General features: G+C 74.4%; 22 protein-coding genes and 2 pseudogenes. 12 read left to right on the top strand and 12 right to left on the bottom strand.

The features are described from left to right. Positions 1–252 precede the first annotated feature (252 nt). Positions 253–1893 (top strand): phosphoglucomutase (alpha-D-glucose-1,6-bisphosphate-dependent), encoded by a 1641-nt coding sequence (pgm, locus tag ACFQ9Z_RS00875; protein ID WP_383009209.1) that lies wholly within the window; start codon positions 253–255, stop codon positions 1891–1893. A 61-nt stretch (positions 1894–1954) separates the two neighbouring features. Here pgm and ACFQ9Z_RS00870 read toward each other — a convergent pair whose 3' ends face one another. Continuing rightward, complete coding sequence (locus ACFQ9Z_RS00870) at positions 1955–2866, bottom strand: SGNH/GDSL hydrolase family protein (RefSeq protein ID WP_383009207.1); 912 nt, start codon at positions 2864–2866, stop codon at positions 1955–1957. 260 nt (positions 2867–3126) lie between these two features. Further along, positions 3127–3249: a DUF5133 domain-containing protein gene (locus ACFQ9Z_RS00865; RefSeq protein WP_383009204.1), complete on the bottom strand. Its 123-nt coding sequence runs from the start codon at positions 3247–3249 to the stop codon at positions 3127–3129. A 231-nt stretch (positions 3250–3480) separates the two neighbouring features. Here ACFQ9Z_RS00865 and ACFQ9Z_RS00860 point away from each other — a divergent pair. Then, a pseudogene (locus ACFQ9Z_RS00860) lies at positions 3481–4129 on the top strand (1,4-alpha-glucan branching protein). A 107-nt stretch (positions 4130–4236) separates the two neighbouring features. Then, positions 4237–5043: pseudogene (locus ACFQ9Z_RS00855) on the top strand (lysozyme); the annotation flags it as partial. Here the strand turns inward: ACFQ9Z_RS00855 and ACFQ9Z_RS00850 are convergent. After that, positions 5035–6159, bottom strand: a complete 1125-nt coding sequence (locus ACFQ9Z_RS00850) for an aromatic acid exporter family protein (protein WP_383009202.1) — start codon at positions 6157–6159, stop codon at positions 5035–5037. The pseudogene ACFQ9Z_RS00855 and the gene ACFQ9Z_RS00850 overlap by 9 nt on opposite strands. 75 nt (positions 6160–6234) lie before the next feature. After that, positions 6235–7278: an AI-2E family transporter gene (locus ACFQ9Z_RS00845; RefSeq protein WP_383009200.1), complete on the bottom strand. Its 1044-nt coding sequence runs from the start codon at positions 7276–7278 to the stop codon at positions 6235–6237. A gap of 332 nt (positions 7279–7610) precedes the next feature. Here ACFQ9Z_RS00845 and ACFQ9Z_RS00840 point away from each other — a divergent pair, with 332 nt between their 5' ends. After that, entirely contained in the window at positions 7611–7772 is a 162-nt protein-coding gene (locus ACFQ9Z_RS00840) for a hypothetical protein (RefSeq protein ID WP_383009198.1), read from the top strand. A gap of 85 nt (positions 7773–7857) precedes the next feature. Here ACFQ9Z_RS00840 and ACFQ9Z_RS00835 read toward each other — a convergent pair whose 3' ends face one another. Then, entirely contained in the window at positions 7858–8283 is a 426-nt protein-coding gene (locus ACFQ9Z_RS00835) for a DUF2267 domain-containing protein (RefSeq protein ID WP_383009196.1), read from the bottom strand. Between the two features lie 56 nt (positions 8284–8339). Continuing rightward, entirely contained in the window at positions 8340–8831 is a 492-nt protein-coding gene (locus tag ACFQ9Z_RS00830; protein WP_383009194.1) for a DUF1360 domain-containing protein, read from the bottom strand. A 199-nt stretch (positions 8832–9030) separates the two neighbouring features. Here ACFQ9Z_RS00830 and ACFQ9Z_RS00825 point away from each other — a divergent pair, with 199 nt between their 5' ends. The 8 genes from ACFQ9Z_RS00825 (at position 9031) to hypE (ending at position 18257) form a co-directional block, all read left to right on the top strand. Then, positions 9031–9558 carry a hypothetical protein gene (locus ACFQ9Z_RS00825; RefSeq protein WP_383009192.1) on the top strand — a complete coding sequence of 176 codons (528 nt, stop codon included), beginning with the start codon at positions 9031–9033 and terminating at the stop codon, positions 9556–9558. A gap of 737 nt (positions 9559–10295) precedes the next feature. Then, the gene (locus ACFQ9Z_RS00820) at positions 10296–12014 is read left to right on the top strand and encodes a hydrogenase maturation protein (protein WP_383009189.1); all 1719 of its coding nucleotides are present in this window, start codon (positions 10296–10298) and stop codon (positions 12012–12014) included. After that, on the top strand, positions 12011–12601 hold the full coding sequence (locus ACFQ9Z_RS00815; RefSeq protein ID WP_383009187.1) for a hydrogenase maturation protease: 591 nt from the start codon (positions 12011–12013) through the stop codon (positions 12599–12601). Before ACFQ9Z_RS00820 ends, ACFQ9Z_RS00815 begins: the two co-directional genes overlap by 4 nt. Positions 12602–12666: 65 nt before the next feature. Further along, positions 12667–13392, top strand: a complete 726-nt coding sequence (gene hypB, locus ACFQ9Z_RS00810; protein WP_383009185.1) for a hydrogenase nickel incorporation protein HypB — start codon at positions 12667–12669, stop codon at positions 13390–13392. Beyond that, entirely contained in the window at positions 13389–15737 is a 2349-nt protein-coding gene (gene hypF / locus ACFQ9Z_RS00805; protein ID WP_383009183.1) for a carbamoyltransferase HypF, read from the top strand. Before hypB ends, hypF begins: the two co-directional genes overlap by 4 nt. 3 nt (positions 15738–15740) lie before the next feature. After that, the gene (locus tag ACFQ9Z_RS00800) at positions 15741–16031 is read left to right on the top strand and encodes a HypC/HybG/HupF family hydrogenase formation chaperone (RefSeq protein ID WP_383009181.1); all 291 of its coding nucleotides are present in this window, start codon (positions 15741–15743) and stop codon (positions 16029–16031) included. After that, positions 16028–17173, top strand: coding sequence for a hydrogenase formation protein HypD (gene hypD / locus ACFQ9Z_RS00795; protein ID WP_383009179.1), 1146 nt, complete (start codon positions 16028–16030; stop codon positions 17171–17173). Before ACFQ9Z_RS00800 ends, hypD begins: the two co-directional genes overlap by 4 nt. After that, complete coding sequence (gene hypE, locus ACFQ9Z_RS00790) at positions 17166–18257, top strand: hydrogenase expression/formation protein HypE (RefSeq protein WP_383009177.1); 1092 nt, start codon at positions 17166–17168, stop codon at positions 18255–18257. Before hypD ends, hypE begins: the two co-directional genes overlap by 8 nt. 31 nt (positions 18258–18288) lie before the next feature. Here the strand turns inward: hypE and hypA are convergent, their stop codons facing one another. The 6 genes from hypA to ACFQ9Z_RS00760 are packed head-to-tail and all read right to left on the bottom strand — an operon-like array spanning position 18289 to position 22027. Next, the gene (gene hypA / locus ACFQ9Z_RS00785; RefSeq protein WP_383009175.1) at positions 18289–18645 is read right to left on the bottom strand and encodes a hydrogenase maturation nickel metallochaperone HypA; all 357 of its coding nucleotides are present in this window, start codon (positions 18643–18645) and stop codon (positions 18289–18291) included. 9 nt (positions 18646–18654) lie between these two features. Further along, the gene (locus ACFQ9Z_RS00780; RefSeq protein WP_383009173.1) at positions 18655–18807 is read right to left on the bottom strand and encodes a hypothetical protein; all 153 of its coding nucleotides are present in this window, start codon (positions 18805–18807) and stop codon (positions 18655–18657) included. Between the two features lie 50 nt (positions 18808–18857). Then, on the bottom strand, positions 18858–19064 hold the full coding sequence (locus tag ACFQ9Z_RS00775) for a hypothetical protein (protein ID WP_143634219.1): 207 nt from the start codon (positions 19062–19064) through the stop codon (positions 18858–18860). Positions 19065–19084: 20 nt separating this feature from the next. Next, the gene (locus tag ACFQ9Z_RS00770) at positions 19085–19681 is read right to left on the bottom strand and encodes a DUF5947 family protein (RefSeq protein ID WP_383009170.1); all 597 of its coding nucleotides are present in this window, start codon (positions 19679–19681) and stop codon (positions 19085–19087) included. Beyond that, positions 19678–20241 carry a NifU family protein gene (locus ACFQ9Z_RS00765; protein ID WP_383009168.1) on the bottom strand — a complete coding sequence of 188 codons (564 nt, stop codon included), beginning with the start codon at positions 20239–20241 and terminating at the stop codon, positions 19678–19680. Before ACFQ9Z_RS00765 ends, ACFQ9Z_RS00770 begins: the two co-directional genes overlap by 4 nt. Beyond that, a complete protein-coding gene (locus ACFQ9Z_RS00760; RefSeq protein ID WP_383009166.1) occupies positions 20234–22027 on the bottom strand; it encodes a nickel-dependent hydrogenase large subunit in 1794 nt (597 codons plus the stop codon). The genes ACFQ9Z_RS00765 and ACFQ9Z_RS00760 overlap by 8 nt, the downstream gene beginning before the upstream one ends. Between the last annotated feature and the right edge of the window lie 7 nt (positions 22028–22034).

The following is a 22034-nucleotide window of genomic DNA, read 5'->3' as shown; positions in this document are numbered from 1 at the left end:
CCGGCCCCCGGCCGGCAGCGACAGGGCGAGACGTCCGGCCAGGGGCCACGAAGGCGGGTCCGGACACGGACGGTTACCCGCCTGCGGCAAGGGCACACTGGAGCTGGCGACAAGTGATCGCCGGGGAAGCGGATCACCGCGGAGCCCGTGGCCGACGCGCCCCTACAGGTGCGGGCGCACTCGCACGCCCCGGCCCCGACGGGGAAAGATGACCCCGAGCGATCGATCACACCGATGCGGAGGAGCGGACTCATGCCGCACGAGCGAGCGGGACGGCCGGCCGGTCCCGAGGACCTCATCGACGTGGCCCGGCTGGTCACGGCGTACTACGCGCTGCGACCCGACCCGGCCGACCCCGGCCAGCGGGTGGCGTTCGGCACGTCGGGGCACCGCGGTTCGTCCCTGGCGGCCGCCTTCAACGACGACCACATCGCCGCCACCAGCCAGGCCATCTGCGAGTACCGCACGGCCCAGGGCACCGACGGGCCGCTGTTCCTCGGCGCCGACACGCACGCCCTGTCCGAGCCCGCCCGGGTCACCGCGCTGGAGGTGTTCGCGGCCAACGACGTGACCGTGCTCATCGACAGCGCGGACGGCTACACCCCGACCCCGGCTGTCTCGCACGCCATCCTCACCCACAACCGGGGCCGCGACACCGGACTCGCCGACGGCGTCGTCGTCACCCCCTCGCACAACCCGCCCGCCGACGGCGGCTTCAAGTACAACCCGCCCAGCGGCGGCCCCGCGGCCTCCGACGCGACGTCCTGGATCCAGGACCGCGCCAACCAGATCATCACGGGCGGCATGAAGGAGGTACGGCGGCTGCCGTACGCCCGCGCGCTCGCCGCCGGGACCACCCAGCGGTACGACTTCCTCGGCGCCTACGTCGGCGACCTGCCGAGCGTCCTGGACCTCGACGCGATCCGCGCGGCCGGGGTGCGCATCGGCGCCGACCCGCTCGGCGGGGCGTCCGTCGCCTACTGGGGCCGCATCGCGGAGCAGCACCGCCTCGACCTCACCGTGGTCAACCCGCACACCGATCCCACCTGGCGGTTCATGACGCTGGACTGGGACGGCAAGATCCGCATGGACTGCTCGTCGCCCTACGCGATGGCCTCGCTGATCGAGCAGAGCGACCGGTTCCGCATCGCCACCGGCAACGACGCCGACGCCGACCGCCACGGGATCGTCACCCCGGACGGGGGCCTGATGAACCCCAACCACTACCTCGCCGTCGCCATCTCCTACCTGTTCCGGCACCGCGAGCGGTGGCCCGCGGGCACCGGCATCGGCAAGACCCTGGTCTCCTCGACGATGATCGACCGGGTCGCCGCCGACCTGGACCGGCGGCTGGTCGAAGTACCGGTCGGCTTCAAGTGGTTCGTGGACGGGCTGGCCGGCGGCACCATCGGCTTCGGCGGCGAGGAGTCGGCCGGGGCGTCCTTCCTGCGCCGGGACGGCTCGGTGTGGACCACCGACAAGGACGGCATCCTGCTGGCGCTCCTCGCCTCCGAGATCACGGCGGTCACCGACCGGACGCCGTCGGAGCACTACGCCGGCCTGACCGCCCGCTTCGGCGCACCCGCCTACGCCCGTATCGACGCCCCGGCGACCCGCGAGGAGAAGGCCCTGCTCGCCAAGCTGTCCCCGGCCCAGGTCACCGCCGACACCCTGGCGGGCGAGGCGGTCACCGGCGTCCTCACCGAGGCGCCCGGCAACGGCGCCGCAATCGGCGGGATCAAGGTCACCACCGACAACGCCTGGTTCGCGGCCCGCCCTTCGGGCACCGAGGACGTCTACAAGATCTACGCCGAGTCGTTCCTCGGCCACGAGCACCTCGCCCGGGTTCAGGAGGAGGCCAAGGGCGTGGTCCGGGCCGCGCTCGGCGGCTGACCCGGACCGGCGGCACGACGGCTCCGGCGCGCCCGCGCCGGAGCCGTCGTGCGCGCGGTGCTCAGCCGCGCCCGTGCTCCAGCCGGCCGAGCACGGCCCGCGCCATGGCCTCCTCGCCGCGCGCGTTGGGATGCGCGGGAGCCGCGGGCGAGGCCGGCTGCAGCGGCTCGATCCAGCGGTCGGCCGGCGCCTTGCACATGTCGTGGCCCACCGTGGGCCCGTAGGTGTCGACGTACTCGGCCCGGTTCCACGCGGCGACCGTGCGCAGCATCAGGTTCAGCCGCTTCTCCGTGTCCCGGAGGTAGGGGAAGTCCTTAGCCGCGAACGGCACCGAGGGGAAGCAGCCCACGCCGTCGTCGGGGAGCAGGTCCGGGTAGCCGACGAGGAGGACCCGCGCGTGCGGTGCGCGCCGGTGCACGGCCCGCAGCACCTGGTCGACCTTCGGCGCGGTGCGCAGGACGTTCAGCGCGAGCTGGTCGAACCCGGCGGCCTTGTACGAGCGTTCGCAGGGGTTGCCGGCCGGCTCCTGGGCGCCGAGACGGGCGCAGGTGCTGATGATCGAGCCGAACCCGACGTCGTTGCCGCCGATCTGGACCGTCACCAGGTCGGTGTTCCGGTCCAGCGCGCCGAGCTGGGCCGCGTTGCCCCCCTGCGGCTGCCACATCTCGTTCGTCGTCGCACCGGCGCAGCTCACGTCCTTGAAGGTGCTCACCCCCCGCCACGAGGCCAGCAGCGAGGGGTAGTTCCGGTCGGACCGGGCGCAGCCGGCGTCCACCTGCCGCGGGATGAGCGGACCCGAGGTGTAGGAGTCCCCGAGGGAGACGTAGGTGACGTCGTGGCCGGGACCGGAGGGGCGGGCGGCGGCGGGCACCGCGGCGGCGGCGACGAGGGCACAGCCCCCGAGCGCCGTCCCCAGTACGGCGGTCCGCCGCCGGCCTCTCGCTCCGTCGGCCGCGCGGGTGTCGTTCGCCATGGTTCCTCCCCCAGAGGCAGGGCACGCGGCCCGCCCCGAGCGGCGGTCCGCGCTTCAACTGGCTCTGTATACCGCCCGGTAGGCGGCCCGGGCCAGAAGCGGGGAGGAACATTCGCGGGCGCCGGGGCGGCCCGGGCGGCGCCTTCCGTCGCGGCGGTGGGGGCCAGGAGCGAGTCGTCCTCGGGGCGCACCCCGGACAGGCGGTGACGGGCGGCTGTCAGCGCCGTGTCGACGTCCTTGGTGCCCGTGGCCACACACAGTCAGTAGGAGACGTCCGCCAGCCGCTGGCGGGCCTGCGAGGAGCTCTCCCCGGCCCCGAGCAGCGCGAGGGTCTCGTACCGGGCGATCAGGTCCTTCAGTACCGCGGGGTGCGCAATCGGCATGAGATCCGCCTTCCTGGTGCGAAACCGAGGTCGATCAAGTCGGCAGCCCACTGCCCCCGCCCGGGCCCGGCATGCTCCCCCCAACCGCGCACCGGACCCGCGGCACCGTTCCGCTCCCGCGGCCGCCGCTCCCGTGCCCGCCGCGCCCGGCGCGACCGAGCCGATCACGCCGTGGCCGCATGTGAAAGGCTTGGTGCGCCCATGTCCTCGCGGCCCAGGAGGAGTTGCCGCATGGCCGTCATCCACCGCACCACCCTCACGCCGACCAAACTGGAACACCTCGCCGCGTGGCTGCCCACCCGCCCGTGGTACCGCGGCGGACCCGCCCCCGAACTGGAGAGGTCCGGTGGCTTCCGGCTGGACGACCCCGCGGGCGAGGTCGGCGTCGAGTTCCTGGTGACCACCGACACCTCCGGCCCCGAACCGGTCTCCTACCTCATCCCGCTCACCTACCGCGGCGCCCCGCGTCCCGGCGCCGAGCCCGCGCTGATCGGCACCTCGGAGCACGGCGTGCTGGGCGAGCGCTGGATCTACGACGGCTGCCACGACCCGGTGCTCTTCACCGAGCTGCTCGCCCTGATCGAGGGCCGGGCCCCGGCCATGGCGCAGAGCATCACCGACACACCCGACCGGGAGGTGACCCGCGCCTACACCGGCGAGCCGTTCCCCCGCGGAGAACTCACCCCGCGCCCCGTCGACGACGCACACGGCACCCGCCTTCCCGCACCGCACGGGACCACCCTCCACGTCCACCGCGTCCTCCACCCCGTGCCGGGGAACCCGCCGCCGCGCCGGCGCGGCCGGCCATGTCGCGGGCGGCTGGCCGGGACCGGACGGCGTCCGGCTCGGCGCCGTCCTCATGACCCTGGACGCCGGCTGAGCACCGCACCCGCTCGGCCCAACGTCCGGCCGGAGTGACGCCGCACGGCGGTATCCGGCGTGCGGCGCGGCCCGACACCGGGTCAGATGGATCCCGTGCGAAGCCTCATGACCCTTGACCGACGCCGCTCACGCTGGTCCGTCACCGGCGCTCTGACCGGCCTCCTGCTGTCCCTGACGACGCCCGCGGCCGTGCCCTCGCCGGCCGGCGGGTCCACGCCCGAGCGCGGCAGCGCCTACATGGGCATCGGAGTACTGACCCACGACGGCACCGGACCCATGGACGAGTCCACGCCCACGGTTCCCCGGGCGACGCAGACCGAGGGCGTCGACGTCGCCAGCTACCAGGGCAACGTCGCCTGGCCGACCCTGTGGAACAGCGGGGTCCGCTGGGCCTACACCAAGGCCTCGGAGGGCACGTATTACACGAACCCCTACTTCACCCAGCAGTACACCGGGTCCCACGACGCCGGCATGATCCGCGGCGCCTACCACTTCGCGACCCCCGACACCACCAACGGCGCCACCCAGGCCGACTACTTCGTCGACCACGGCGGCGGCTGGTCCAAGGACGGCAAGACCCTGCCCGGCGTGCTCGACATCGAGTGGAACCCGTACGGCGACGACTGCTACGGGAAGTCGAAGAGCGGGATGGTCACCTGGATCCGCGACTTCCTCAACCGCTACAAGACCCGCACCGGCCGCCACGCCGTCATCTACACGGCGACGAGCTGGTGGACCCAGTGCACCGGCAACCACGCCGGCTTCGGCGCGACCAACCCGCTCTGGATCGCCCGGTACGCCTCGTCGGCGGGGACGCTGCCGGCGGGCTGGTCGGCGTACACGATGTGGCAGTACACCTCGACCGGGCCGACCGTCGGCGACCACGACCGGTTCGACGGCGCGTCAGGCCGGGACTGTCAGGTGGTCGGCCAGCCGGTGCGCCTGGGTGAGCAGCGCCCCGTAGGTGGCGATGTCGTCGGGATCGTCCGTCGTCGAACGGGCCAGGTCCCGGCGCAGTTCCTCGAGCGTGGCGCGCATTTCCGCCACGGCCTCCCGCAGTCCGTCCTCGCTCGACTGGCCGAACCGGCTGCGGCTGTAGAGCCGCAGGGCGTGGGCGGTCTGGCAAAGGAACGTCGCGTAGCGGCGGGCGAGTTCCGGGTGCGGCCGGGGCGCCGGACGCTCCTGCGCCGCGGCCTCAAGCACCGTGCGGGTCACGCCCGCGGTGTGCACCGCCGCGTAGTCCAGCACCAGCACCGCGTCGTCGTACCCCTTGCCGGGCGGCGCCCCGGCCCCGTTCCGGCGGCGCGGGTTGGCCCGCAGGCTCTCCCGGCCCAGGTTCAGCGCGGCATGGGCCTGCTGCACCCGGGAGTGCAGGCGCAGCGCCCGTTCGTGCCGGTCGCCGGCCTCCTCGGCGTCCCAGCGGCCCTCGGCCAGCCCGTCGGCCACGTCGCGCAGGATGTCGTGGGCCTCGTCGGTCGCCTCCCGCAGCACCGTACGGGTGTCGCGCAGGTACAGCGGCGGCCGGATCAGCGCGTTGACGGCGATGCCGACCAGCGCGCCGAAGAGGGCCTCGCCGAGCCGCGCCGCCGAGGTGGCGACCGACACGGATCCGCCGGTCAGGACGAACAGGGCGCCGGTGGCGGCGTAGATGCCCTGGCTGCCCAGGCGCCGCCAGTACCCCAGCAGCATCGCCGCGGGCAGCACGACCGCCATCGCGGCCATCGTGTCGTCCAGCAGCAGCCCGACCGCGGTGGCGACGACCGTGCCCGCCGCGATCGCCCCGAGCTGCTGCAGCCCGCGCGCGATGGACCGGTACACGGTCGACTCCACCAGGACCACCGCCACCCAGGGCGCGACGAACGCCACCGGCGCCTTCAGCCACCAGCCCGCCACCGCCCAGGCCACCCAGGCGGCCAGGGCGGCCTTCAGCGCCTGCACGACCAGATCCCGCTCCCGGCCGGGGGCCGCGGCGGCCCGGCGCACCGCCGCCACCGCCTCCGACACGTCCCGCCTCACCGCTTGCCACATCACTCGCATTCCACGCACAGCGCAGCGAGTGCCACCCGCCGCGGGTGGTCATGCCACCTCGTTCCGGCCCGGTGGTCAGGGCGGATCGGTCCGCAGCGCCCGCAGCACCGCCCAGACCACCGAGACGAACGGGACGGCGACGACCGCTCCGATCACCCCGCCGACGATGCTGCCCGCGAGGACGGACACGGCGACGGCCAGCGGATGCAGCTGGACCGCCCAGCTCAGCACCAGCGGGTGCAGCACATGCCCCTCGAACTGGCCGATGACGACGATGAGCGCCAGCACGGCCAGCGCGGTCAGCGGCCCCCGCCCGGCCAGGGCCACCACGGTGGCCACCGCGAGCGCCACCGGCGAGCCGACCAGGGGCACGAACGCGGCGAAGAACTCCAGCAGTGCCAGGGGCAGCGCCAGCGGCACCCGGAGCACGAGCAGGGCGATGCCGACGAGCACCGCGTTGGTGGCCGCGACGATGATGATCCCCCGGGTGTACCCGGCGAACGTCCGCCAGGCCGTGCTCCCGGCCTTGTCCCAGGCCTGCCGGGCTCCGCTCGGCACGAGCTGGTCGCGCGCCCAGGCCCACAGGCGCTCCCCGGAGTGGATGAAGAACACCGAGGCGAAGAGCGCGAGCGCGCCGCCCGTGACCAGCTCCACCACCCTGCCGAGCTGCGTCACCGCGCTGCTGAGCAGCCTGGAACGGTGGGAGTCGAGGTAGTTCGTCACCTGGTTCTCCAGTGCGGAGAGCCGGCCCGGGCTGAGGCGGAACGGCGGGTGCTGCAGCCACAGCTCGATACGGTGCACCCCGCCGCGGAACTCGCCCGCCAGCGTGGCCGACTCGCTGGCCACCGCGTTGCCCACGAGCGCGAACAGCGACAGCAGCGCCAGCAGGCTGCCGACCAGCGCGGCGGCGACGCTCAGCGGCCTGGGCAGGACGCGGCCGAGCAGATCGGCGAGCGGACGCAGGACGGAGGTGACGACGAGGGCGAGGAACAGGGCCACGGCGATGAGCTGGAAGAGGCCGAGCACGGTGAAGACGCCGTACACCACGGCGCCGACCAGGATGAGCCGCCAGGCGTAGGCCGCCGTGATCCGCAGCCACGGCACGATCCGCACGGCCACCGCGGCGTCCGGCCCGGGCCGGGCACCAGCCGGGAGCCCCCGGGGGTGCGGTGGACGGCTGCCCAGCGCGGTCCGGCGCCGCCGGCCCGCTCGTCGTCCCGGCCCGCCCACCCGGCCTCCCGCACTCTCCGTCTCGGTCGTGTGACTTTCGGTCACCCCTGAGAACGTTACGGGCAGCAGGGCGCCGGGATGGCACAACGCGCCCGTGCCCGCCCGGCGCCGTCCGCGCCGCCTCCGCGCCGGGGTGTCACAGAGCCTTCACGTCCCTGGGTGTTGGGGCGGCGGGGGCCGGGGGGGCTCGCCTCCCGCACCCGCAGGGAGGAGCCCCTCCGGTGGTCATCGCCGCACTTCTGCTGCTGCCCGCGCTCGGCGTGCCGCTCCTCGGCCTCGACCAGGTCGAGGACCGCCGGGTGACCCGGCCGGCCGGCGCGCGGCACGCCCGGCGGCGGCCCTTCTTCCGGCGCACCTGGGTGCGGATGCCGCACCGGCGGTGACGGACGGCCGGGGCACGCTGCGGAAGCGGCCGTCCTTCGTGCGACTGGGCCACTTGCGCAACGGGGCCCAGGCCGCGTGCCCGCCTCACTCCTCGCGGTCGCCCGTGGCGCGCTCCACGGGCAGCAGTTCCCGGATGTCCGAGGGGAGCGCCCCCGCCATCCGCTCGGTCAGCTCCGGGGCGAGCGCGGCGTCGAGCACCTCCAGGACGGCGGCGGCCTCCCTCAGGGCCGTGTCCTCGTCGGTGCCGGCCCGGTCTGCGATCCGTCCGGCGAACACCGCCAGACCGAACCGCTCACCCGCGTGGCCCGAGTCGGCGCCTGCCTCGTCGGCCGCCCGGCGCATGGCGGCCGCCAGGTCCGGCGGGAGCTGGGCGGCCACATGACGGGCCAGTCCGGACGGCAGCCGCTCCGACAGCGTGCTCACCACCGCCCGCGTCGCCCGCTCCGCCGTGCCGCTGTCCGGCAGCCGGGCCAGCGTCCGCACCTTGCCGATCATCTCGTCGTGATGCATGAGGCCGCTCCCTTCCTCGCGGGCGACGGCGCGGCCGCCCGGCCCGGCGTCCGGCTTCAGCCCTCGGCCGTCCGCTGGGTCCACGTCCACGCGTACTGCAGCCCGTCCGCCACCGTCAGCGCGCCGAAACCCCCGCCGATCAGCCGGGTCAGCCGGGGTGAGGCGGTGTAGGAACACATCAGCGCCGCCGCCACCCAGGCCGAGGTGCAGAACGGGCACGCCAGCAGATCGCCCACCGCCCTGCGCACGCCGGTGCCCCGCGGTTCGTCCATGACCTCGCCGGCCTCGCCCTCGTCGGCGCGGCGGGTGAACGGGGCGCGCAGGAAACTTGTGATCTTGTCCTTGGTCAGCAGCCGGGACACCTTGAAGGTCGCCGTGCCCAGCAGGGCGACGTCCCACGGCGGCAGCTCCGGCGGCAGCGTCACGCCCCGGCGCCGGGCCACCGCCGCGTAGACGCCCAGTCCCACGGCGAACGTGCCGGCGAGAGCGGCGTAACCCGCGAGGGGCACCTCGCCCTGGTCGTCGTACCGTGCGTCGTCCGTCGTCATGCGGGCCTCCCGGTGTGCGCGCCGCCCGGTGGCGGGCCCGCCCCGAGTTCCCTGGGCGTCCGGGACCACACGCCGCCGCTGCGCCATGACGTGGCCGAAGCCACATATGACGAAGTTCCCAGCCGCTCCACCGGCGCCGGACCCGGGGCTACCGTGGCGTGGAGCCCCTGTTCCCATACGCATCTCGGACGGCCCGGCTGTGCTCACAGACCTCTCCCACCTCATCGCCGCGACGGCCCGCTGGCTGACCGGCGCCTACCCGGCGTCCGGCGGCGCGCTGGCCACGGCCCGCTGCGAGGCGCAGGCCCGGCAGGCCGTGACCGTCGCCGCGTGGCTGCGGTATCCGACCGAGACCGACGCGGCCCTGGTCACCATGGCCGGGCCCGGCGGCGCGGTGCGCCTTGACTGGGCCACCGGCGCGGACGGGGCCGGAGAGCCGACGGCCGCGGAATGGGCCTGGCGCACCTGGGTCGACGAGGTCGTGGCGAGCTGGGCCGCGGGCCTGCTCGCCGATGCCGCGCTGGCCGGCCGGGCGGTCGGCGCGCTCGCCGGCTCGGAGCACTCCTCCGGCCGGCCGGAGGAGTTCCGGCGGCTCCTCGCCCCCGACGAGGGCGACCGGTGTGCCGCAGCGCTGCTGCGCCACCCCGATCTGCTCGCCCCGGTGACCGCGCTCCACCACGCCGAACTGCTCGACCGCCTCACAGCCGGCCCGGCCCTGGCCGCCTGACGCCGGTTGCCCTGCGAGGCCTGACGCCGGTTGCCATGCGAGGACCTGCCGGCCCCGGCTGCCCGTCGAGGGCCGGCCGCCGCACGACGGGCTCTGGCACTCGGCGGCCTCCGGCGCTCGGCGGGGCCTGTGCCGCCCGGCGGTCTGCCGTCGCTGGTACGGTCGCCTGTCGCCTGTCGCCTGTCGCCTGTCGCCTGTCGCCTGCCGGCCGCGGCCTCCTGTGTCCGGCGGGGCCTCGTGTCGTCCGAGGATCGCTCGCCGCCTCCAGATCTGCCGCCGCCATCCGATCGCTTGCCGCCCGGTGCCCCGGCTGTCCTCTGGCGAGCGGCTTTCGTGCTTGGCGGGCCTCGGGTCGCCGGTCGGTCTGCCTTCGTCGGCCGATCGGCCGCCGGCTGCCGTCCGCGGCCTCCTGTGTCCGGCGGGGCCTCGTGTCGCCCCCGCGATCTCCCGTCGCCTCCCGGTCGCCTCCCCCCCCCGGCGGCGCGGCATCCGCCTGTCGGTCTTCCGTGCTCGGCGGGGCCGTCCGACGCCCTCCCCTCGCCGCACGGCAGGCCGTCCGGTGCCCCGCCGTCTCGTGGCCGGCGCCGCGCGCCGTGGCCGGTCCATGAACGCCGAGCGGAGCGAAATGTTCGAAACCTTGCGATGCGAGCCGGTTGGCGCAAGGTATCCGACCGAGACTGACGAAACGCCGCACCGGTTCTTCACGGCACTCCGGTAAAGGACGAACATGCCGCGTCATGGACATTCTGCTCGTCGCAAGCGCGTTCAACAGCCTCTCCCAACGGGTGTACGCCGAGCTGTCGGACCTGGGCCACCGGGTGGACGTCGTGCTCGCCACGCACGGCGCCGAGCCGGTCCGGGCCGCCGTCCGCGAACTGCGCCCCGACCTGATCCTCGCGCCGATGCTGAAGTCGGCCCTGCCCGAGGACGTCTGGCGGGAGCACACCTGCCTGATCGTGCACCCGGGACCGCCCGGCGACCGCGGCCCGTCCGCCCTGGACTGGGCGATCGCCGAACAGGCACCGCGCTGGGGCGTCACCGTCCTCCAGGCCGAGGCGGCCATGGACGCGGGCGACGTCTGGGCGGCGGAACCTTTCCCCGTGCCCCCCGTCGGCAAGAGCGACCTGTACCGCAACGAGGCCTCCGACGCCGCCATGGCCGCCGTGCTGCTCGCCGTGCGCCGCTACGCCGACGCCTCCTACAAGCCCCGCCCGCAGACCGGCGACCCGGGCATCGCCCCGCACATCGTGTGGCGCGACGCCTTACGGCAGGACCGGCGCCGGATCGACTGGGAGAACGACGGCACCGAGGCCGTGCTGCGCAAGCTGCGCGGCGCCGACTCCCAGCCTGGCGTCCTCGACGAACTCCTCGGCCGGGAGGTGTTCCTGCACGGCGGGCACCCCGAGGACCTGCTCCGCGGCCGCCCCGGCGAACTGCTCGCCACCCGCTCCGGCGCGGTCTGCCGCGCCACGCGCGACGGCGCCGTGTGGATCCCGGAACTGCGCCCGCGCAGGAACTCCGGCGACCCCGCGCCCTTCCGGCGCCCGGCCGCCTCCGTGCTCGCCTCCTTCCCGGACGCGCCCCGCCTGCCCGAGGACCCCGTCCCCCTCGAGCTGCCCCGGGAGCGGCGCACCTGGCGCGACATCCGCTACCGCCGGCACGGCGACACGGGCTACCTGACCTTCGCCTTCCCCGGCGGCGCCATGAGCACCGAGCAGTGCCGCAGACTGCTCACCGCCTACCGGTACGCGCTGGACCGCCCCACCCCCGTGCTGGTGCTCGGCTCGGACCGGGACTTCTTCTCCAACGGCATCCACCTGAACGTCATCGAGGCGGCCGCCGACCCGGCCGAGGAGTCCTGGACCAACCTCAACGCCATGGACGACCTGGTGGAGGCGGTGCTGCGCACCACCGACCGGCTGGTGGTGGCCGCGCTCCCCGGCAACGCGGCCGCCGGCGGCGCCATGCTCGCCCTCGCCGCCGACGAGGTGTGGTGCCGCACCGGCACCGTCCTCAACCCGCACTACCGGCGCATGGGCCTGTACGGCTCCGAGTTCTGGACCTACAGCCTGCCGCGCCGGGTGGGGGACGGCCTCGCCCACCGGCTGACCACCGAGGCGCTGCCGCTCAGCGCCGCCGCGGCGGGCCGCGTCGGACTGGTGGACCGGCTGGTGCCGGCCACGCCGGGGGAGTTCGGCGGCGAGGTCGAACGGCTGGCCGCGGACCTGGCCGCCGCCCCGGACCTCGCCAGCCGGATCGCCGCCAAGGACGCGGCCCGCCGCCTGGACGAGGCGCGGCGGCCGCTGGCGGAACACCGGCGCGACGAACTCGCCCGTATGCGCGCGATCTTCTTCGACCCCGAAGCCCCGTACCACGCGCTGCGCTCCGCGTTCGTCCGCAAGAAGCCCGCCGGTTCCGTCCGGCCGCTGGCGCCGGTCCCCGGGGACCTCGGGTGAGCGCCCCGGCCGGCCGGCTGCTCGTGGCGGGCGTCGGCAACATCTTCCTCGGCGACGACGCCTTCGGCCCCGAGGTGATCGGCGCCCTCGCCCGGCGCCCGCTGCCGCCCGGCGCGACGGTGCGGGACTTCGGCATCCGCGGCATGGACCTCGCCTACGCGCTGCTCGGCGGCTGCGCCACCGCAGTCCTCGTCGACGCGTCCCCGCGCGGCCACCGGCCCGGCACCCTCACCCTGGTCGAGGCCGACCCGCCCGACGGGACGGTCGCCCCCGAGGCGCACGGCCTCGACCCGGAGAAGGTGCTCGCCCTCGCCACCCACCTGGGCGAGGAGCCGCTGCCCCGCGTCCTCGTGCTCGCCTGCGAGCCCGCCGTCCTGCCGGATGGCGACGAGGACATCCTGCCGGGGCTCAGCGCACCGGTGCGGGAGGCTGTCGGCCGGGCCGTCGACGCCCTGCACACGCTCGTGCCCGTCCTGCTGGCCGACCCCGCCGCACCCGCGCCGCCGTTGGGCCGCCCGATGGAATCCGGGCCCCCGCGCACGGCTGCGCTGCCCCGTCTCGCGGCCCGGGCGGCCGAAGATCGGTGAGACCCCGGGCCGCGCGGGACGCGGCCCGGGGTCTCCCCGACCCACGACCGCGAGGAGCTGGGCCCATGTGCCGGTCCGACGTCAAGCAGGCCGTCCTGGCGAAGAACGACGACCTGGCCGCGGGTCTGCGCGAGGACCTGGCCTCGAAGGGAGTGACGGTGGTCAATCTGCTGTCCAGCCCGGGCAGCGGCAAGACGGAACTCCTCGGACGGGTCCTGGCGCGGGCGGTGGAGCGGGGCGTGCCCGTCGCCGCGCTCACCGCCGACCTCGCCACCGAGAACGACGCCGTCCGGCTGGCCCGCTCGGGCGCGCCCGTCCGGCAACTCCTCACCGACGGACTGTGCCACCTGGAGGCCCGGCAGGTGCGCGGGCACCTCGAGGGGTGGCTGCCCGAGGACACCGCCGTGCTCTTCGTGGAGAACGTCGGCAACCTCGTCTGCCCGGCCTCCTACGACCTCGGCGAGACCCTGCGGATCGTGCTGATGGCGGTCACCGAGGGCGAGGACAAACCGCTGAAGTACCCGACCGCCTTCGGCTCCGCCCATCTGGTCGTCGTCACCAAGACCGACCTGGCCGAGGCGGCCGGCTTCGACGAGGCCGCCTTCCGGGCCAACGTCCAGCGCGTCAACCCGGGCGTGGAGGTCGTACGGTCCTGTGCCCGCACCGGCGACGGGTCCGACACCCTCCTGGAACACGCCCTCGCCGCCCGGGCCACCCCGCCGCGGCACCGGCCGCCGCTCGCACCGCACCCGCACGGCCACCACCACGGCGCCGCCACCCCCGTCTCGTGACCGCGCCCGCCACCGGCCGGGTCCGCCGCCGGATCACGGTGTACGGCACCGTGCAGGGCGTCGGCTTCCGGCCGTACGTGCACCGGCTGGCCGCCGAGCTGGGCCTGGCCGGGTTCGTCGGCAACACCGCGAGCGGCGTGCTCATCGAGGTCGAGGGCCGGGCGGAGGACGTGGCTCTCTTCCACGACCGGCTGGTGAAGGAGCCGCCGCCGCTGGCCGTCGTGACCGGCGTCCGCCGCGAGGACGTGCCCGCCACCGGAGCAGCCGAGCCCTTCGCCATCCGCCGCACCGGAGAGTCCACGGGCCGCACCCAGCTCCCGCCCGACACCGCGACCTGCCCGGACTGCCTGCGCGAGCTGGCCGATCCGGCCGATCGCAGGCACCGGCACCCGTTCATCACCTGCACTCACTGCGGCCCCCGTTTCACCATCGCCACCGCGATGCCCTACGACCGCGCGGCCACGACCATGGCCGGCTTCCCGCTGTGTCCGCCCTGCGCCCGCGAGTACGGCGACCCCGCCGACCGGCGCTTCCACGCCCAGCCCGTCGCCTGCCCCGACTGCGGGCCCCGGCTCACCCTGGTCCCGGCCGCCGGCACCGGCGTGCGCCCGGCCCGGGACGCCGACGCCCTGGCCACGGCACGGGCGCTCCTGGCCGCCGGCCGGATCGTCGCCGTCAAGGGCGTCGGCGGCTACCACCTGGCCTGCGACGCCACCGACGAGCGGGCGGTCGCCACCCTGCGCGAGCGCAAGGAGCGCGGCGGCAAGGCCTTCGCGGTGATGTGCGCCGACCTCGCCACCGCACAGGACATCGCGCACCTCACCACCGCAGAACGCGCCGCCCTCACCAGCGCGCGCCGCCCCATCGTGCTGCTGCGCCGCCGCCCGGCCGGCCCCGGACCCGGGCTCGCCGGCCAGGTCTGCCCGGGCAGCCCGCACGTGGGCGTCATGCTGCCCTACGCCCCGCTGCACACCCTGCTCCTCGGACTGCGCGGCGATCCGCCCGGACCCCGCGTCCTGGTCATGACCAGCGGTAACCGCTCCGGCGAACCCATCGTCACCGACGACGGCGAGGCGTTGGAGCGCCTCGCCGGCCTCGCCGACGCCTGGCTCTCCCACGACCGGCCCATCGCCTCACCCTGCGACGACTCCCTGCTGCGAGTGCGCCCCGACGGCACCGAACAGGTACTGCGCCGCTCACGCGGCTACGTCCCCCGTCCGCTGCGCCTGCCGGTCCCGGTCCGCCCCGTGCTCGCCGTCGGCGGCGACCTGAAGAACGCCCTGTGCCTCGGCGACGGCGACCAGGCCTGGTTCGGGCCGCACATCGGCGACATGGGCGACCTCGCCACCCTCGACGCCGCGGCCCGGGCCGAACGCCATGTCGCCGCCCTCACCGGCGTCACCCCCGAACTGCTCGCCGCCGACCGGCACCCCCGCTACCACTCGGCCGGCTGGGCCCGGCGCCTGTCGGGGGAACGCGGCCTGCCGGCGCCCGCGCTGGTCCAGCACCACCATGCCCACATCGCCGCCGCGATGGCCGAACACGGCCTCGACGGCGGCACACCGGTGATCGGCGTCGCCTTCGACGGCACCGGGTACGGCGACGACGGCACCGTGTGGGGCGGCGAGGTGCTGCTCGCCGGCTACTCCGGCTTCCGCCGCTTCGCCCACCTGGCCACGGCCCCGCTGCCCGGCGGGGACGCGGGCGTGGCCAACCCGTGCCGGCTGGCGCTGGCCCGGCTGTGGGCCGCCGGGCTGCCCTGGGAGCCGGACCTGCCGAGCCTCCTCGCCTGCACCGAGGGCGAACTCTTCGTGCTGCGGCAGCAGTTGGAACGCGACGTCGCCTGTGTGCCCACCTCCAGCATGGGCCGCCTCTTCGACGCCGTGTCGTCGCTGGCCGGGGTCTGCCACCGCGCGGCGTACGAGGCGCAGGCCGCGCTGGAGCTCGAGGCCGCGGCGGCCGGGGCCTGGGGGGCGGACACCGCGGCCTACCCCTTCCGCTTCGGGGCCGGCCACCGGATGGATCCCGCGCCGCTGCTGGAGGCGCTTCTCGCGGACCGGCGGCGCGGCACCCCGGCGCCGTTGCTGGCGGCCCGTTTCCACCGCGGGGTCGCACGGGCCGTAGCGGAGGTCTGCCGCCGGGCCCGCCGGTCCGCCGGCCTGAGCACGGTGGCCCTCACCGGTGGCGTCTTCGCCAACGGACTGCTGGAGGAGGAGTGCGCCGCCCTGCTGGCCACGGACGGCTTCACCGTGCTGCGCCACCGCGAAGTGCCGCCGAACGACGGCGGGCTGGCGCTCGGCCAGCTCATGGTCGCGGGAACAGCGAACCACCACGAGACGGAGTGACCCATGTGTCTGGCAGTGCCCGGCAAGGTCGTGTCCATCGACCACCGCGCCGATCCGCTCACCGGGCTGATCGACTTCGGCGGAGTGCAGAAACAGGCGTGCCTCGAGTACCTGCCCGACGTGCGGGTGGGTGAGTACGTCATCGTCCACGTCGGCTTCGCCCTGCAGCGCCTGGACGAGGAGTCGGCCCGGGCCTCCCTGGAGCTGTTCGAGCAACTGGGGCTGCTCGAGGAGGAGTTCGGAGACGCCTGGGAGCAGGCGGCCCGGCAGGAGAGCGGGAGCGAGGTCAAGTGAAGTACATCGACGAGTTCAACGACCCGGCCCTGGCGCGCCGGCTGCTCGACGAGATCCGCGCCACGGCCACCCGCCCCTGGGCGCTGATGGAGGTGTGCGGCGGCCAGACGCACTCCATCATCCGGCACGGCATCGACCAGCTTCTGCCGGAGCAGGTGGAGCTGATCCACGGGCCCGGCTGCCCGGTCTGCGTCACACCGCTCGACGTCATCGACAAGGCACTGGCGATCGCCGCCCGCCCCGAGGTCGTCTTCTGCTCCTTCGGCGACATGCTGCGGGTGCCCGGCACCGACCGCGACCTGTTCCGGGTCAAGAGCGAGGGCGGTGACGTACGGGTGGTGTACTCGCCGCTCGACGCACTGGAACTCGCCCGCAAGAACCCCGACCGGCAGGTCGTGTTCTTCGCCATCGGCTTCGAGACCACCGCCCCGGCCAACGCCATGGCCGTCCACCAGGCCCGCCGGCTGGGCCTGGACAACTTCAGCCTGCTGGTCTCCCACGTCCGGGTCCCCCCGGCCATCGAGGCCATCATGACCGCCCCCGAGTGCCGGGTGCAGGGCTTCCTCGCCGCCGGGCACGTGTGCAGCGTCATGGGCACCGCCGAGTATCCGGCACTGGCCGCGAAGCACCGGGTGCCGATCGTCGTCACCGGCTTCGAGCCGCTCGACATCCTCGAGGGCATCCGCCGCGCCGTCCAGCAGCTCGAACGCGGCGAGCACGGCGTCGACAACGCCTACGAGCGGGCCGTGCGCGACCAGGGCAACCCGGCGGCCCAGCGGATGATCGAGGAGGTGTTCGAGGTCGCCGACCGCAACTGGCGCGGCATCGGCCGCATCCCGGGCAGCGGCTGGCGGCTCGGCGACGCCTTCCGCGAGTACGACGCCGAGCACCGCTTCGACGTCACGGGCATCCGTACCGAGGAACCCGCCGTGTGCCGCGCCGGCGAGGTCCTGCAGGGCCTGATCAAGCCGACCGAGTGCGAGGCGTTCGGCAAGGCCTGCACCCCGCGCACCCCGCTCGGCGCCACCATGGTCTCCAGCGAGGGCGCCTGCGCGGCCTACTACCTGTACCGCCGGATGAGCGGCGCCCCGGCGCCCCGCGGGTCCCGCGCTCCGCAGGAGGAGATGAACCCCGTTGGCTGACCTCGCCACCGAAGCGTCCCCCGGCGCCGAAGCGCCCGTGGACCCCGCGAACTGGACCTGCCCCGCCCCGCTGCGCGACCAGCCGGTCGTGGTCATGGGACACGGCGGGGGCGGCGCGCTCTCCGCCGAGCTGATCGACCAGGTCTTCGCCCGGGCCTACGGCAACCCCACGCTCGCCGCGATGGCCGACTCGGCCGTGTTCGACCTCGGCGGCGCCCGGCTCGCCTTCTCCACCGACTCCTACGTCGTACGGCCGCTGTTCTTCCCCGGCGGCTGCCTCGGCGACCTCGCCGTCAACGGCACCGTCAACGACCTGGCGATGAGCGGCGCCCGGCCGGCGTACCTCTCCACGGCCTTCGTCCTGGAGGAGGGCGTGGAACTGGCCGTCGTCGGGCGGATCGCCCGCGCCATCGGCGCGGCGGCCGAGGCGGCCGGGGTCACCGTCGCCACCGGCGACACCAAGGTGGTGGAGTCCGGACACGGTGACGGCGTCTACGTCACCACCGCCGGTGTGGGCCTCGTCCCCGACGGGGTCGACATCCGCCCGCAGCGCGCCCGGCCCGGCGACGCCGTCATCGTCAGCGGCCCGATCGGACTGCACGGCGTGGCGATCATGAGCGTGCGCGAGGGCCTGGAGTTCGGCGTGGAGATCGCCTCCGACACCGCGCCGCTGGCCGGCCTGGTGGCGGCCATGCTGGCGGTCACCAAGGACATCCACGTCCTGCGCGACCCCACCCGCGGCGGCCTCGGCGCCTCGCTCAACGAGATCGCCCGGGCCTCCGGCACCGGCGTTCGGCTGCGCGAGCGCGCCGTGCCCGTCCCCGACGAGGTCGCGAACGCCTGCGGGTTCCTCGGCCTCGACCCGCTGTACGTCGCGAACGAGGGGCGGCTCGTCGCCTTCGTGCCCCAGGACCGGGCCGAGGCCGTGCTGGCGGCGATGCGGGCCCACCCGCAGGGCGCCGGGGCGGCGGTCGTCGGCGCTTGCGTCGAGGAGCACCCGGGCATGGTCGTCGTCGCCACCGGGCTCGGCGGCACCCGGGTGCTCGACCTGCCGCTGGGGGAGCAGCTCCCGCGCATCTGCTGAGGCGGCCGCCGAGACGGGAACGGCCCCGCGCTCAGCGCGGGGCCGGCACCGCTTCCACCTCCGTGATCTCCAGCTCCCGTCCGCTGCGCAGCTCCTGCGAGGGCCGGTCGCAGCGCGGGCACCAGAAGAACGGCGGCATGCCCACCGCGAACTCCTCGGCGCACCCGCCGCACCACGCCTGTGCCGTCACCTGCTCGACGACGAGCCGGGCGCCGGCCAGCGCCGTGCCGTCCCGGGCCACCTCGAAGGCGAACCGCAGGGCGTCCGGCACCACACCCGCCAGCTCCCCGACCCGGACGGTCACCGCCGACACGCCGTCGGCGCCGTCCGCCCGGGCGATCTCCTCCGCCTGCTCCACGATCGCGGTCGCGATCGACAGCTCGTGCACGCGGCGGACTCAGGGGTAGCGGCGGTGCGCGCGAAGACCACCGCTCATCCGGTAGATCCGCAGCTCACGCAGCAGGCCGGGCAGCTCCTTCAGGAACAGGATCGCCACCACGCCGCCCAGCAGGGCCGCCTGGGCGATCAGCACCTGCCGTCCGGTCGTCACCGATCTCGTCGTCCTCTCGGTTCCACAGCGCTTGGTCACTTTCCGCCCTCTCATCCGGGTGAGATGTTCGGCATGGCGTCGATCAGGGCGTCATGCCGTTTCCAGTGGATCCCGGTCGAGCGGCGGGCGTCGGAGGTGCCGTCCTCGTGGAATCCGGTCTGCCGGTCGCGCGGGCCGATGTTGCCCTGATGCAGGCCGGGCACATGGCTGGGTGTGTCGGGCTTCGCCTGGGGGCGGCCCACTCGGATGCTGCCCATCGTTCACTCCTTCCAGGTCCTCAGCGCCGCTCGGTGAGCTCCGCGAAGAACCGTTCCACGGCCGGCCATACCCGGCCGCCACCGGACAGGCCCCGCCACTCGCGGCGGACCAGGGCGACCATCCGGAAGCAGTCGTCGACCGGCACGATCCAGTGTTGCTCGGAACCGCGCGCCGTGTTGACCAGCAGCGCCTCGACATCGCAGGTCATCCCGGCGAGCGGGGGGCAGGCGGCGGCCAGCCGTTGCCAGGCGGCCGCGTCCACCTCCCAGCGCATGGCCCCGGCCGGGCTCGGTCCCTGCGCGGTGACCGTGCCGTCGGAGCGCGGCACGAAGAACACCAGGCCCACCGGCACGCCCAGCACCGCCGTGTCGACCGGCGGCAGCCGCAGCCTGCGCCGCGGCACCAGCCGGTAGCGGCTCTCGCCCGCCGCGTCCCCGGCGAACAGCACCGAGCAGGGGCCGCACACGCACCGCACGTCCGCGTCCGCGGTGTCGTACAGGTGCGGGTGGGCCTCGGCCACCGGCGCGGCGCACAGCTCGCACGCCTCGGCCTCGGCGGCCGCCGCGCGGACCGGGGCAGAACGGATGAGGCGGGCCAGCGCTCCCTGTGCGGTCACCGCACCTCCTGTGCCGTGACCCGGCGTCCGATGGAGCCCAGCGGCACGAACGCGGGCGCGGCCCGCCGCTCCTCGGCGACCGGTTCCACAGCCGTCAGTTCCGGGGCGGCGGCCAGCACCGCCGCCCGCACCGCCTCGGTGACGTCGGCTGAACCGCCGCCGCACCCGGAGCCGCATCCTGTGCCGCTCAGCCGCACTCGGGCCACCCCGCCCTCGACGCCGGCCCATTCGAGGTCACCGCCGCGCTCGCGCACCGCCGGGCGCAGCTTCTCGACCGCGCGCTCGGCCCGGCGCTCGGCCGGCTCGGGGTGCAGCGAGTGCAGCACCAGCAGGTGTCCGAGCAGCTCGTCAGCGGCGAGCCGTTCGCCCAGCCGCTCGTCCGCCAGGTCCACGATCCGGGCCAGCGCCTCCCCGTAGACCTCGGACAGCAGCAGCACCGGCTCCAGCGCCTCGCGGGCGGCCGGGCCCGGCGCGGACTCCAGCCCGGCCAGCACCTCGTCGAGCCGGGCCAGCCGCGCCTCCACCGCCGGGTCCGTCAGCCGGACGGCGGCGTCAGCCATGGCTCGCCCCGTACGTCGGCGAGTGCACGGTGGTCAGGGTCTTGCCCTTGCCCATGTACATGTGGACGCCGCACGGCAGACAGGGGTCGAAGCTGCGCACGGTGCGCATGATGTCGACGCCCTTGAAGTCGTCCGGCCCGTTCTCCTCGAAGATCGGCTGGCCCTGCACGGCGTCCTCGTACGGCCCGGGGGTGCCGTAGATGTCGCGGGGGCTGGCGTTCCACGGGGTGGGCGGGTACGGGTGGTAGTTGGCGATCTTCTTGTCGCGGATCACCAGGTGGTGCGAGAGGACGCCGCGCACCGCCTCGTGGAAGCCGCAGCCGATCGCGTCGTCCGGCACCTCGAAGTTCTCGAAGACCTTGGTGTCGCCGTTGCGCAGCATGCCCATGGCCTCCTCCAGGAACTGCAGGGCCATGGCGGCGGCGTAGGCGACGAAGTACGGCCGGGCGCGGTCCCGTTCGATGGTGTTGCTCCACTTCGGGATGTGCCACTCCAGCGTGGTCTCCGGCAGCGACTCGCCCTTGGGCAGCGAGATCCGCACGCTGCTGCCGGTGGCCTTCACGTAGGGCGTGTCGACCAGGCCGCTCAGCGCCGTCGACCACAGCCGCGCCAGTGGGCCGCCGCCGGTGTCCAGGGCGAGGTGCTCGCCGCTGTCGCGGTGGTGCCAGCGCGGGCTCATCACCCAGCTGTAGTTGCCGTCGAAGTCGCGCTTCTGCGGCACGGGGACGGTCGTCTGGTTCCACGGGTGGCGCATGTCGACCGGGTTGCCGAGCGGGTCGTGGGTGACGAACGGCTGCTCGTTGACCCAGTCCTCGTAGAACGAGCTGCCCAGCATGATGCGCAGGCCGAGGTTGATGTCGACCAGGTTGTTGGTGACGAGCCTGCCGTCCACCACGATGCCGGGGGTGACGTACATCGCCTTGCCCCAGCGGTCCATGTTCTCGTACCGGTAGTCGACGACGTCCGGGTTCTGCCAGGCGCCCCAGCAGCCCAGCAGGATGCGGCGCCTGCCGACCTCCTCGTAGCCGGGCAGCGCCTCGTAGAAGAAGTCGAAGACGTCGTCGTTCATCGCCACCGCCTTCTTCACGAAGTCGATGACGTGCATGAGCCGGCTGAGGTAGTCGGTGAAGGTGTTCGGCTGCGGCATCGTGCCGACGCCGCCCGGGTACAGCGTGGAGGGGTGCACGTGCCGCCCCTCCATCAGGCAGAACATCTCCCGGGTGACCCGGCTGACCTTCAGCGCCTCCTTGTAGACCTCGCCCTCGAAGGGGTTGAAGGCCTTCATGATGTCGGCGATGGTCCGGTAGCCGTGGATGTCCCCGCGAGGGGCGTCGGTCCGCTCGGCGCGGGCCAGCACACCGGGGTTGGTGGCCTTGACCATCGCCTCGCAGAAGTCCACGAACACCAGGTTGTCCTGGAAGATCGTGTGGTCGAACATGTACTCGGCCGCTTCGCCGAGGTTGGTGATGTGCTCGGCCAGCTTCGGCGGCTTGACGCCGTACGCCATCTGCTGGGCGTAGTTGGAGCACGTGGTGTGGTTGTCGCCGCAGATGCCGCAGATGCGCGAGGTGATGAAGCCCGCGTCGCGGGGATCCTTGCCCTTCATGAACACCGAGTAGCCGCGGAACAGCGACGAGGTGCTGTGGCATTCCACGACTTCCTGGTTCGCGAAGTCGATCTTCGTGTAGATGCCCAGGTTGCCGATGATCCGGGTGATCGGATCCCAGGACATGTCCACGATCTGTGCGGGTTTGCGCTGTTGCGGCCGGGACTCGGTGGTGGTCATCTGCGGT

The sequence above is a fragment of the Streptomyces sp. NPDC056580 genome, assembly GCF_042793175.1.
GTDB lineage: Bacteria > Actinomycetota > Actinomycetes > Streptomycetales > Streptomycetaceae > Streptomyces.
The sequence above is the reverse complement of the archived record's forward strand: the minus strand, read 5'-3'. Positions and strand labels throughout refer to the sequence as shown.